This is a genomic window from Hydrogenophaga soli, from assembly GCF_054777695.1.
The window spans coordinates 348,052-359,823 of record NZ_BAAHAK010000005.1 but is presented as its reverse complement, the minus strand read 5'-3'; the positions used below and the strand labels follow the sequence as shown (position 1 = coordinate 359,823).

Below are 11,772 nucleotides of genomic sequence, written 5' to 3'. Positions count from 1 at the left end.
CCGAGGTTTCTTCCACGCTGGCGGCCTGCTCGCTGGAGGCCTGCGACAGGCTTTGGGCGGTGGAAGACACCTGCTGGGTGGCGCTGGCGATGGTGTCGGTGGTGGCGTTGACGTCGGCAATGGTCTGCGCGAGCTTGGCCACGGTGTTGTTCAGGCTTTGCTTGACCTGATCGAACGCACCTTGGTAGTCGCGGGTGACGGTCTTGGTGAGGTCACCTTGCTCCAGGGCGGCGGCGACGTAGATGGTGTCCTTGAACGCGGTGTCCACGGTGTCGCTCAACTGGTTGAGCAGCTCGGACAGGGTGCGGGGGAAGCCTTGTTTGCCTGCCAGCTCCAGCTTGACGCTGAAGTCGCCCTTGTTGGCGGCGGCGGTCAGCTCCTGGATCTCGCCCACGATGCGGCGCAGGTTGGCGCGCAGTTGTTCGATGGTGTCGTTGATGAACTTCTTCTTGCCCGGGAAGGCTTCCAGCGGTGCGTCCAGGTTGCCTTCGCCAAACTGCTGAATGCAGGCCATGGCCTTCTTCTTGACGGCAATGTGGCCGTTGACCATGTTGTTGACGCCTTCGGCCATGGTGCGGAAGGTGCCTTGGAACTTTTGGCCGTCCATCACCACCTCGATGTCGCCCCGGTCGTGCTCGGTGCTCATGCGGTTCATGTCGTCCACCAGGGTTTGGATGGTGGCTTGCATGCGTTGCATGGCGGCCAGCAGCTGGCCGGTTTCGTCGCTGGAGGTGACGTCGATGCGGGTGCTCAGGTCCCCGGCGGCAATGGCGTTGGCGGCGGCCACCGACTGGGCCAGGGGGCGGGTGATGGCGCGGGTGACGGCCCATGCCAAACCCATTCCCAGCACGGTGGCCGTGATGGTCAGGGTCAGCATCAGCCTGAAGGCGGTGTCGTAGTCTTGCTGCGCTTGCTTGACCAGCGCAGCGTTCTGTTGCTCCTGCAACTCAATCATGCTGTTGATTTGTTTGAGAAATGCCGTCTGTGGGGGGCGCACGTCTTGCAGGAGGATGCGGGTGGCTTCAGCCCGGTTGCCACGCAAAGCGGTGGACATGGCCAGGTCGATCAACGGGACCAAGGTGCCGTGGGTGGTGTCAACTTTGTCCATGGCACCGGTTTCAGCGGTGCTGCGCATGAGTTTGTCCAGCCCTTCATTGGCCCGTTTGTAGGCGGCACGGGCCTCGTGAATGCGCTGCTCCTCTTTCTTCATTTCAGCCACATCGTCCAGCAGTGCCATGTTGCGCACCGCTCGTGCAATGATGTTTTGCTGGTTGATCATGTCATTGGCCAGCTTGATCTTGACGGCGTTTTCATTGACTGCCACGTCGAAGTTGGTTTGGTTGTGGGTCAAGCGGGTGATGCCAATGAAGGCCACGCTGATCAGCAACACGAGGACAACACCAAATCCCAATCCCAGTCGGGTGGCAATGCGCAGGTTCTTGAACATGAAATCCCTAGAGAGGCGATGAACGGACAATTCCAGTTTGGAATGTCGATGCCCCCAGGGGGTATGTCAATCAGCGTTTTCTGATGAAGGGGTCAGGATTTCCGGATGCTGTGGGGGGTAATGTGGGTCAAATCAGCCCGGCGTGACCTCGTCGGGCAGCATGCGGGCCAGCCGCTCGGCGATGTGGTCGGCCCGCTCAAAGCCCGCCACCGTTTCCACCGCCTCCAGCAGGTTGCGCGCCACGGCCAGCATGGCGTCGCGCTCGCGGGCCTCGCGCAGGCGCTGGCGGAAGGTGTCGGCCTGCTCAGGGGCTCGGCGGGCAAACAGGCGCTCGACGATGTCGAACAGGAACATGCGTGCCGTGGCCAGCGAGCGCGGGCCTTCAAAACGGTCCACCGCCACCGGGGCGGGTGCGGTTGGCGACAGCGTGGACGGGCCGAAGGTGGATGCCGGTGAAGCCGCGGGCGCCGGGGCTGGGGCTGGGGCGGACGGGTCCGATGGGGCCGGGCGGGTGCGCTGGGGCGCTGCGGCGGCCAGGTAGCCCTGGGTGACCAGGCGCAACACGTCTTCCGTGGAGCAGCGCACCAGGGCCGCCAGCTCGTGGGCCGATTTGCGCCCGTCGGCCAGCAGCAGCACGGCCCTGTCCTTCAAAGGCAGGGTGCGTTCACGGTTGGACAGCTCCAGCGTGGCTTGGGCGGTGCGGGCGAGGCTCATGGCGGCGGATGATGCCGCGCGCACATGACAAAACCGTGATTGAAACCCCGACTAGGCCCCGGCTTTTTCCATGGCCTTGGCCATGGTCTTGCCCAGCTCCACGCCCCATTGGTCGTAGGCGTTGATGCCCCAGATGGCGGCCTGCACAAACACCTTGTGCTCGTACAGCGCGATCAAGGCCCCCAGGCGGTGGGGGGTGAGCGCATCCAGCCACAGCGTGCTGCTGGGCACGTTGCCGGCAAAACTGCGCTGGGCGGTGAGGGCGTGGGCGTCGGCATCGCTCAGGCCCTCGGCCTTCAGCGCGGCCAGGGTGGCGGCTTCGTCCCGACCCAGGGCCAGGGCTTGGGCCTGGGCACGCAGGTTGAGGTTGACCACGCGGTGGTGCTCGGCGGCCAGGGGCAGGGGCGCGTCTTCGGCGGTGATGCCCACAAACTCCACCGGCACCCGGTGCGTGCCCTGGTGCAGCAGCTGGAAGTAGGCATGCTGACCGTCAATGCCCAGTCCGCCCCAGACGATGGGCCCCGTGCCCACCGGGCAGGGCTGGTTGCCCTTTTGCACGCGTTTGCCGTTGCTCTCCATGTCCATTTGCTGGATGAAGGGCGCGAACTTGGCCAGGCGGCTGGGGTAGGTGGACACCAGTTGCGTGGGGCAGTCCAGGAAATTGCGGTTCCACACGCCCGCCAGCGCCATCAGCACGGGCAGGTTGGCGCTGAAGGGTGCGGTGCGGAAGTGGCGGTCCATGGCGCGGCCCCCGGCCAGGAAGTCGGCAAACGCCTCGGGGCCGATGGCCAGGGCCAGCGGCAGGCCCAGGGCCGACCACACCGAGTAGCGCCCACCCACCCAGTCCCAGAAGGTGAAGGTGTGCGCCGCCGGGTAACCCGCCGCGCCGCTGCGCTGGGGCGACGCGGTGATGGCCACCAGGTGTTGGCTTTGCGCCTCGCCCTCCATGCCCGCATCGGCCAGCCAGCGGCGGGCGCTGGCGGCGTTGGTCATGGTTTCTTGCGTGGTGAAGGTCTTGGACGCCACGATGACCAGCGTGCGCCGCGCATCCAGCCCCCGCAGCGTGCTGTGCAGCGCCCAGGCATCGGGGTTGCTGACGTAGTGCACCCGCGGGCCTGTGCCACACGGGTTGCCGGTGGCGTGGACGGTGAGGGCGTCCAGCGCCTCGGTGGCCATGCGCGGCCCCAGGTCCGATCCGCCAATGCCGATGTTGACCACGTCGGTGAACGCCTCGCCCGTGCTGCTGGTCACCTGACCGCTGCGCACGGCGCGGGCGAAGTCCAGCACGCGGGCCAGTTCGGTGTGCACTTGGGCCTGGATGTCGGCCCCCCAGGGAGCGTCGTTGCCGGTGGCACCGGGGGCACCCCGCAAGGCCACGTGCAGCACGGCCCGCTGCTCGGTGGTGTTGATGACGTCGCCGCGGAACATGGCCTCGCGCTGTCCGGCCACGTCGGCCTGGTCGGCCAGGGCCATCAGCTGGGCCAGCACGCCGTCGGTGACGGCCTGGCGGCTGTAGTCCAGGTGCAGGCCGCAGTCGGGGGCGCTGGCGCTGTAGGTGTGGCGGTTGGGGTCGGCCAGCAGCTCGCGCAGGTGGGGCACACCGGCGCGGGCACGGGCTTGCAACGACGACCACGCGGGCCAGCACAGGGGGGCGGTGGGGGAGGTGTCAGGGCTCATGGGGGGAATTGTGGCGTGTGGAAATGAACCTCTCAGCCCTGCCGGGACGCGGGGCTGACCACGGTGGCTGCGGTGTCCGTGGCCGCCTGGGCCAGTTGGGTGATGCGGGCCCAGTCGCCCGCGGCCAGGGCATCGGCCGGGGTGAGCCAGCTGCCGCCCACCATGGCCACGTTCTTCTGCGCCAGAAAGGTGGCCAGGTTGTCGGGGTTGACGCCGCCGGTGGGGCAAAAACGCACGTCGGCCAGCGGCCCGCCCATGGCCTGCAACATGGCCAGCCCACCCGCCTGGGCGGCGGGGAACAGCTTCAGCAGGCCAAAGCCCAGGTCGCGGGCGGCCATGACCTCGCTGGGCGTCATCACGCCCGGCACAAAGGGCAGCCCGGCCTTCAGCACCGCCTGGGCCAGCGCCGGGGTGCAGCCGGGTGACAGGGCAAAGGTGGCCCCGGCGTCCAGCACCTGCTGCACCTCGGCCACCTGGGTGACGGTGCCCGCGCCCACCACCATCTGCGGCACCTCGCGGGCCACGGCGGCAATGGCGGGCAGTCCCTGGGGCGTGCGCAGGGTGATTTCCATCACGTCAATGCCCCCGGCCAGCAGGGCATGGGCCAGGGGAACGGCATGGGCCACGTCGTGCAGCGCAATGACGGGAACAACGCGGGTGCGGAAGGCGGGCAGGGCGGGTGCGGTCATGGATGTGGGGTGTGTTTTGTGAATGAAAAATGGCTCTGGCGCTTTCATATCAAGCGCGAGCAGCTCCTGTATTGGTAGCAATGCGGCCTGAGCTCACCGCCCCAGCGCAGCCCTTGGGGCCCCGCAGCGGGCGGCCAGGGGCCTGGGCTGGGTGGGTGCGACTTCTGCCGTGGCGAGGCGCACAGGCTTGGGCTTGTGCGTGCAGCGCACGCACCCCCTTCTGACTGGGCCGAAGCTGTTTGAACGGAGCGTTGCACCGCAACGCGCAGTGAGTTCTTCGGCCCCAAGCCCAAGCCGAGCACCGCAGCGCAGCCCGCAGGGCCACGGCAGCAGGAGCCCCCACCCAGCCCAGGCCCCTGGCCGCCCGCTGCGGGGCCCCAAGGGCTGCGCGGTGGCGGTGGCTTGGCATGCCCATGTTCATCCCAACAGCGGTGACGCACCGGCTTCTGCCGCGCCCGCGTGTTGGCGGAACAGCCCGAACAGCTCGCGCCCGGTGCCCAGGCCGTTGGCGCTGAGGTCGGGGTGGACCACGCTGCGGGCCGCCAGGGTGGCGGCGTCCACCTCCAGGTTGAGCACGCCACGCTCGCAATCCAGCTCGATCATGTCGCCGTCCTGCACCTTGGCAATGGGGCCGTCGGCCAGCGCCTCGGGGCTGAGGTGGATGGCCGCGGGCACCTTGCCCGACGCGCCGGACATGCGCCCGTCGGTCACCAGTGCCACCTTGAAGCCCTGGTCTTGCAGGTTGGCCAGCGGCGGGGTGAGTTTGTGCAGCTCGGGCATGCCGTTGGCGCGGGGGCCCTGGTAGCGCACCACGGCCACAAAGTCGCGGTTGAGTTCGCCGCGCTGGTACAGGGCCAGCAGGTCGGCCTGGTCGGACAGCACCACCGCCGGGGCACGCACCACGCGGTGCTCGGGCGCCACGGCAGACACCTTGACCACGCTGCGGCCCAGGTTGCCTTGCAGCAGGCGCAGGCCGCCGTCGGCGCTGAAGGGGTTGGCCACGGGGCGCAGCACGGCGGTGTCGCCCGATTGTTCGGGCGCGGCACGCCAGCTCAGTTGGCCGCCTTGTTCGGGGTCCAGCCAGGGTTCGGTGGCGTAGGCGGAGAGGCTGGCGCCCATCACGGTGTGCACGTCGCGGTGCAGCAGCCCGGCGTCCAGCAGCTCGCGGATGAGGAAGCCCATGCCCCCGGCGGCGTGGAAGTGGTTCACGTCGGCCTTGCCGTTGGGGTACACGCGGGCCAGCAGCGGCACCACGGCGGAGAGGTCGGCAAAGTCGGTCCAGTCGATGACGATGCCCGCCGCCCGTGCCATGGCCACCAGGTGCAGCGTGTGGTTGGTGCTGCCGCCGGTGGCCACCAGGCCCACGATGCCGTTGACGATGGTTTTTTCGCTCACGATGTCGGCCATGCGGGTGTGGGGCTGGCCCGGGTTCAGGCCGTCGGCATCCAGGCCGGTCATGGCCACGGCGCGGGCCACGGCGGCGCGGGTGAGCGCCTCGCGCAGCGGGGTGCCGGGGTTGACGAAGCTGCTGCCGGGCAGTTGCAGGCCCATGATTTCCATCAGCATCTGGTTGCTGTTGGCGGTGCCGTAGAAGGTGCAGGTGCCCGCGCCGTGGTAGGCCTGGCTTTCGGCCTCCAACAGGGCTTCTCGGCTGACTTCGCCCTTGGCGTACTGCTGGCGCACCTGGCTTTTGGCGTCGTTGGACAGGCCCGAGGTCATGGGGCCTGCGGGCACAAACACCACCGGCAGGTGGCCGAATTGCAGCGCGCCCATGAACAGGCCGGGCACGATCTTGTCGCAAATGCCCAGCATCAGCGCGGCGTCGAACACGTTGTGCGACAGCGCCACGGCGGTGGCCAGGGCGATCACGTCGCGGCTGAACAGGCTCAGCTCCATGCCCGCCGCGCCTTGGGTGATGCCGTCGCACATGGCGGGCACGCCCCCGGCCACCTGGGCCGTGGCCCCGACGGCGCGGGCGGCGTCGCGCACCCGCTCGGGGTAGTGCTCGTAGGGCTGGTGGGCCGAGAGCATGTCGTTGTACGCCGTCACCAGGCCCACATGGGGCTGTTTGGCGGCGCGCACGGTCAGCTTGTCGTTCGCGGGCAAGGCGGCAAAGGCGTGGGCCATGTTGGCGCAGCCCATGCCCTGGCGCTGGGTGCCGGCCTTGCGCTGCGCCGCCATGCTGGCGAGGTAGGCGGCGCGGGTGGCGGCGCTGCGCTGGACGATGCGCTCGGTCACCTCGTGCAGCACGGGGTGGAGGGATGGGGCGTGAGGGGTGGTCATGGTGATATCAATTCAATAGCTGCTTGCGCTTTCATATAAAGCGCTGGGTGCCAAAAAAGCTTGAAGAACATGGGCTTGAAGTTCACAGGGTCCACACCTCGGTGGGGGCACCGTGCAGCACCAGCGAGATGGGCAGCGCCGGGTCGGGCCGTTGTTGCGCCTGGGCCAGCACGGCCTGTTTGGTGGGGCCGCTGATGGCCAGCAGGCGCTGTTGGGCGGCCAGCAGGGCGGGCAGGGTGAGCGTCAGCCGCGCGTGGGGCGCGGTGGTGGGGGTCACCCAGGCCATGGGGCCGGGGGAGGTGAGGGCCATCTCAAGCCCCGGCGCGGCGGGGAACAGCGAGGCGGTGTGCCCGTCTTCCCCCATGCCCAGCAGCGCCAGGGTGATGGGGGGCAGGCCGCGCAGGCGGTGGTTGGCGTCCACCACCAAGGCGGCCAGCTGTTCGGGGCTGAACGGGGCCGGGGGCAGGGCGTCGAATGGCGGGATGAAGGTGGCTGCCGCAGCCGCGCCTTGCAGCAGGTGGCGGCGCACCAGGGCGGTGTTGCTGTCGGGGTGGTCGTGGGGCACGCAGCGTTCGTCCACCAGCACCACGGTCACGCGGGACCAGTCCAGCGCACCGCCCAGCGTCTGCTGGCTGAGGGCCTCGAACACGGGAATGGGCGACTTGCCGCCCGACACGGCCAGCACCACCCGTTGGCCAGGGGCGGCGGCCTGGGCGTCGCGCAGCAGGTGCGCCACGTCGCGCGCCAGGGTGGCGGTGCTCATGATTCCTCCACCCAGCACAGGCCGTCGCGGGCCATCAGCGCCGACGAGGCCGCAGGCCCCCAGGTGCCCGAGGCATAGGGTTTGGGCGCTTCGTTCAGTGCGGCCCAGCCGTGCAGGATGGGTTCCACCCAGGTCCAGGCGGCTTCCAGCTCGTCGCGGCGCATGAAGTGGGTCAGGCGGCCCTTGATCACGTCCATCAGCAGGCGTTCGTAGGCTTCGGCGCGGCGGGCGGAGAAGGCCGATTCCATGTCCAGCTTCAGGCTGACGGGGCGCAGCCGCATGCCGCTGCCGGGTTCCTTGGCCATCATTTGCAGCTCGATGTGTTCTTCCGGTTGCAGGCGGATGAGCAGGCGGTTGACGGTCTGGCGCGGCGCGTCGGGGAACAGGGCGAAGGGCAGCTCGGCAAATTCGATGACGATTTCCGACTGCCGCGCCGCCATGCGTTTGCCGGTGCGCAAAAAGATGGGCACGTTGGCCCAGCGCCAGTTGTTGATGTGCACCTTCAGCGCCACAAAGGTTTCGGTGGTGCTGCTGGCGGGGATGTTGTCTTCCTGGTGGTAGCCGCGCACGGCCTCGCCGTTGGAGGCCCCGGCGGTGTACTGGCCGCGCACGGTGTCGCGGGCCACCTCGGCAATGCCCATGGGGCGCAGCGAGCGCAGCACCTTGAGCTTTTCGTCGCGCACGGCGTCGGGGTTGAGCGACACCGGGGGTTCCATGGCCACGATGCACAGCAGCTGCAGCAGGTGGTTCTGCACCATGTCGCGCAGGGCGCCGGTGCCGTCGTAGAACCCGGCGCGGCTGCCCACGCCCACGCTTTCGGCCACGGTGATCTGCACGCTTTTGATGAAGGGGCTGCGCCAGAGGGGTTCAAAAATGGCGTTGCCAAAGCGCAGCACCATGAGGTTTTGCACCGTTTCCTTGCCCAGGTAGTGGTCGATGCGGAAGATCTGGTGCTCGGCAAAGTAGCGGCCCACTTCGTCGTTGATCTGCTGGGCCGAGGCCAGGTCGTGGCCCAGCGGCTTTTCCAGCACCACGCGGGTGGCGTCGTCGATCAGGCCCGCCGCCGACAGGTGGGCGCAGATGGTGGTGAACAGCGCGGGGGCGGTGGCCAGGTACAGCACCTTGGCCGCCCCGGCTTGCAGCTGCTGGCCCAGGCGGGTGTAGGAATCGGGCTCGGTGGCCTCCAGGTGGGCGGGGTGCAGGCGGTCCAGAAAGCTGGCCCAGGCGGGGCCGCTGCGGTGCTCGTCGGCCACGAAGGCCGCCAGCTTGTCCTGCAGGAAGTCGAGGAACTGCGCCCGCTCCCAGCTCTGGCGGCCCAGCACATGGATGCGGGTGGCCGTGCTCAGGTTGCCGTGCAGGTGGGCCATGAACAGCGCGGGCAGCAGCTTGCGCACCGACAGGTCGCCCAGCCCGCCGAAGATGACGATGTCCAGCGGTTCGGACGGGGGAGTCTTGGGAGTGGAGGGGGTCTGGGCGGGCATGGTGTTGGCGTATGGGGTGCGGTCGGGTACGAGTGGGCTCTACTTTAAGGTAATTTTGTTACCAAGTGGTTTCGTGTTAACCCCAGGATTGGACTTTGCCGCTGGCGAAGGTTCAGCGCTAACGTGTTTGGCGTTTGAGTCCCAGCAGGTCGCGTCCACTGGGCCTTGCGGCGGGGGTGTTGGGGCTCACCTTGTCAGTGGCTTGCAGGAAGGCCGCATGTTGATCCGCCGGCAGCGCCGTACTGCTCAACCCTGAGCGCAATGCATCGACCACAGATCGCCGTTGTTCTGCAACCAGGGTGGCAGCCTCTTGGAGCATGTGATTCACTGCGTGCCCCTGGTCCTGAGGAAGAAAGAGCCCCAGCTGGCTGGCGATGTGTTCCAGCAGGTGAGCTCTTTGAGGGGTGGCCGCAGCCGGTCGTGTGGCGGCGAGGATGGCCTGTATGGCGGCCAGGCGATTTTCGGCGGAGAGCGCACCCAACTGGTGTCCCAGCACGAGGAGTGGCTCCACCTGCATGGACGCGGGCAACGCGGCGACGCCTCGCCACAACTCGCGAAAGCTTTGCTCGGCCAGCGGTGCCGCTGCCTGGATGTGTGCTTGTGACGATGTGGCCCACTGGGCGATGTCACCCACCCGTCCGGCCAGTTCTCTGAGCAGCTGGGCACGTGGTGCTTCGGGTAGGCGGGTCGCACCGTTGAGGGTGGCCATGAAGCTGTCGAAATCCTTCGCACTTCGGGCGGCCTCTTGCAGGTGTGCGAGCGCTGGGGCTGATGCCGCGGGCGTGCTGGCAGAAAACATGGGCGTGTTCGCCAGTGCAACGTGCACCCGGTCGCTGGGCGAAGCCACGTGCGAATTCAGTGTGTTCAAAAGCTCCGGCGGCTTGGTGCCGAGGCGATGCCGCGGTGGCAGCGTGTTGGTTTCTCCCTGTGGCCGTGGGTGCCGGGCGAGGGGCGTGCCATGCGAGTCCACCTGCCAAGTGGGTGCCGCTGAGGGGCCGACACTGGGTTGCTCGCGAAGAGCGTTCTCGTTGCCTGCTGAAGCATGCGATCGGCTGGTGGTACTCGTGATGGTGTGCATTGCTCTTCCTCTCTGGATGTTCTTGTTCACGCTCAGGTGTCATTTCGCCAGGTTGACACTGACCAAGATGGGGGGGCGCTCGGGGCGGTCAAGGTTCATGGTCGCGTCCAGCGTTGCGGCTGAAGTGCTTGGCTTGGTTGCCTCAGCCACGTTGAGGTTGTAGCCCTGGCGTGCAGCAGCCACGGCCATCACTTCCCGCGTGAACGCGGACTGTTCCATCATCTGGTCTTGGGCTTTCTTGGCAAGGGGTGCGCTGACGACCGAGTTCGGCGAGTACTCGGAGTACTTCGGTGGCTTCTGCATGTTCTGTGACAGCAAGGACATGACATGTGGGTGCAGCGGACCGTCCGGTGTGGCGGCGTCTGCCCAGGCTTGGTTCATTTTGTTGAGTTCCTGTGTGCCGTTTGACTTGTCGAGTCGTTCCATCGCGGTGCTCCTGGCTGCCTGGGGCGACCAAGCTGAATCGCCAAGGCGCACGGCGGGGCCATCTGCCCACGAGTCCATGACGATGGTGGGCCGTGCCTCTGTTCGCCCGTCGGTTGTGGTCTGCGGTGGCTGGTTGATCTGAGTCCAGCAGTGGCTGTAGGCTCTGTTCATGATGGTGTCCACCGTCTCGCCTTCGCCCAGCATGGGGGCGTACCGGCGGGCATTGATTCGGCCGTTCTGGTCGCAGTTGCCAGCGCCCATGGCCAGGGCCACCCCGCCCAACACGGAGGAGCCATTGAGAACGCCAAAGTCGTAGGACACCTGTGCGCGTGCAGAGGACTCGCCATTCGTGGCCCGTACATCGGTTGTGATGTTGCCTCGACCGAACATGAGACTTGTCCTCGTCTGGTGCATCACTTCGGTGGCGTTGCGCAGGTGCGCGAGGTCCGAAGGGTGCTCAATCGGTTCAAAGGGAAGTTCACCTTCTCGGTGGGGGGCGGTGCTGGCCAGACGCACGCCAAGCTGATAGCCCGTCTGCTGATACTCGTGTGGCTTCAGTGGCTCGGTTCTGCTGGGCAGCGTCGAGGCGGGTTGGTCGGCTCCGTTCCATTTGCCAGTGCCCACGAAGACGCCAGACTGGGGGTCCAGCTGCCCCAGGTGCGCGGCTCGCGGGTCTTGAGCCATCGGGCCGCTGTTGGCGACCGGGTGCAGCTTGGGGTTGCCGCTCGGCGCATGAAGCTGCGCGGGCCGCGGATGGTTGAACCCCTCGGGAGGCAGTCGAGGTGGCAGGGGAATCCTCGGTGCCATGGCGGTCGAAGCGTCTGCCAAGGGCTTCTTCTGCATCGAGAACTCGGCCAGCGGATGATGCATCCGGCTGGTGAGTTGGCTGTCCAGGGCGGCTGTCTGTGCGAACGCCGTCTGGTGATGGTTTCTCGCGGCGTCGATCCGTCCGCTCAGCGCCGCAGTCCTCGAGAACTCGTTGACGTGGTGCTGGATGTCGGCGTCGATGCCGCGATTCGATCCAGGCGTCGCGACGAGGGAGGGGGCGATGCGACTCATCGAACCATTTCTCTCGGTGGAACAAGGTGCTCGCTGGGGGACCACGAAGCGACACGGAAGCTGCTGGAAATCATGCGAGTGGGCTCCTTGACGACTGAAGTCAGTAACGGCAGGCGCGGCGCTTACCCTCGTGTACGGTTGATGCATGCCACGGT

Annotated in this window: 9 protein-coding genes; all 9 read right to left on the bottom strand. The window is 67.4% G+C overall.

Features of this window, described 5'->3' with window-relative positions:
- On the bottom strand, nt 1-1,447 hold a 1,447-nt coding region (locus ACYVB7_RS11845), incomplete at its 3' end, for an MCP four helix bundle domain-containing protein (RefSeq protein ID WP_460507754.1).
- A 132-nt stretch (nt 1,448-1,579) separates the two neighbouring features.
- On the bottom strand, nt 1,580-2,161 hold the full coding sequence (locus ACYVB7_RS11840) for a hypothetical protein (protein ID WP_460507751.1): 582 nt from the start codon (nt 2,159-2,161) through the stop codon (nt 1,580-1,582).
- A gap of 51 nt (nt 2,162-2,212) precedes the next feature.
- Nucleotides 2,213-3,838, bottom strand: coding sequence for a glucose-6-phosphate isomerase (gene pgi, locus ACYVB7_RS11835; RefSeq protein ID WP_460507748.1), 1,626 nt, complete (start codon nt 3,836-3,838; stop codon nt 2,213-2,215).
- A 32-nt stretch (nt 3,839-3,870) separates the two neighbouring features.
- Nucleotides 3,871-4,527 (bottom strand): beta/alpha barrel domain-containing protein, encoded by a 657-nt coding sequence (eda, locus tag ACYVB7_RS11830; RefSeq protein ID WP_460507745.1) that lies wholly within the window; start codon nt 4,525-4,527, stop codon nt 3,871-3,873.
- A 417-nt stretch (nt 4,528-4,944) separates the two neighbouring features.
- Nucleotides 4,945-6,810 carry an IlvD/Edd family dehydratase gene (gene edd / locus ACYVB7_RS11825; protein WP_460507742.1) on the bottom strand — a complete coding sequence of 622 codons (1,866 nt, stop codon included), beginning with the start codon at nt 6,808-6,810 and terminating at the stop codon, nt 4,945-4,947.
- A gap of 82 nt (nt 6,811-6,892) precedes the next feature.
- Nucleotides 6,893-7,573: a 6-phosphogluconolactonase gene (pgl, locus tag ACYVB7_RS11820; RefSeq protein WP_460507740.1), complete on the bottom strand. Its 681-nt coding sequence runs from the start codon at nt 7,571-7,573 to the stop codon at nt 6,893-6,895.
- Nucleotides 7,570-9,054: a glucose-6-phosphate dehydrogenase gene (gene zwf / locus ACYVB7_RS11815; protein ID WP_460507738.1), complete on the bottom strand. Its 1,485-nt coding sequence runs from the start codon at nt 9,052-9,054 to the stop codon at nt 7,570-7,572. Before zwf ends, pgl begins: the two co-directional genes overlap by 4 nt.
- Nucleotides 9,055-9,172: 118 nt before the next feature.
- Nucleotides 9,173-10,162 (bottom strand): hypothetical protein, encoded by a 990-nt coding sequence (locus ACYVB7_RS11810; RefSeq protein ID WP_460507736.1) that lies wholly within the window; start codon nt 10,160-10,162, stop codon nt 9,173-9,175.
- A gap of 9 nt (nt 10,163-10,171) precedes the next feature.
- Nucleotides 10,172-11,617, bottom strand: a complete 1,446-nt coding sequence (locus ACYVB7_RS11805) for a hypothetical protein (protein ID WP_460507734.1) — start codon at nt 11,615-11,617, stop codon at nt 10,172-10,174.
- Between the last annotated feature and the right edge of the window lie 155 nt (nt 11,618-11,772).

Coding starts and splice junctions, on each gene's coding strand:
- ACYVB7_RS11840 (WP_460507751.1), bottom strand. CDS start 2,161: ATGAGCCTCGCCCGCACCGCCCAAGCCACGCTGGAGCTGTCCAACCGT.
- pgi (WP_460507748.1), bottom strand. CDS start 3,838: ATGAGCCCTGACACCTCCCCCACCGCCCCCCTGTGCTGGCCCGCGTGG.
- eda (WP_460507745.1), bottom strand. CDS start 4,527: ATGACCGCACCCGCCCTGCCCGCCTTCCGCACCCGCGTTGTTCCCGTC.
- edd (WP_460507742.1), bottom strand. CDS start 6,810: ATGACCACCCCTCACGCCCCATCCCTCCACCCCGTGCTGCACGAGGTG.
- pgl (WP_460507740.1), bottom strand. CDS start 7,573: ATGAGCACCGCCACCCTGGCGCGCGACGTGGCGCACCTGCTGCGCGAC.
- zwf (WP_460507738.1), bottom strand. CDS start 9,054: ATGCCCGCCCAGACCCCCTCCACTCCCAAGACTCCCCCGTCCGAACCG.
- ACYVB7_RS11805 (WP_460507734.1), bottom strand. CDS start 11,617: ATGAGTCGCATCGCCCCCTCCCTCGTCGCGACGCCTGGATCGAATCGC.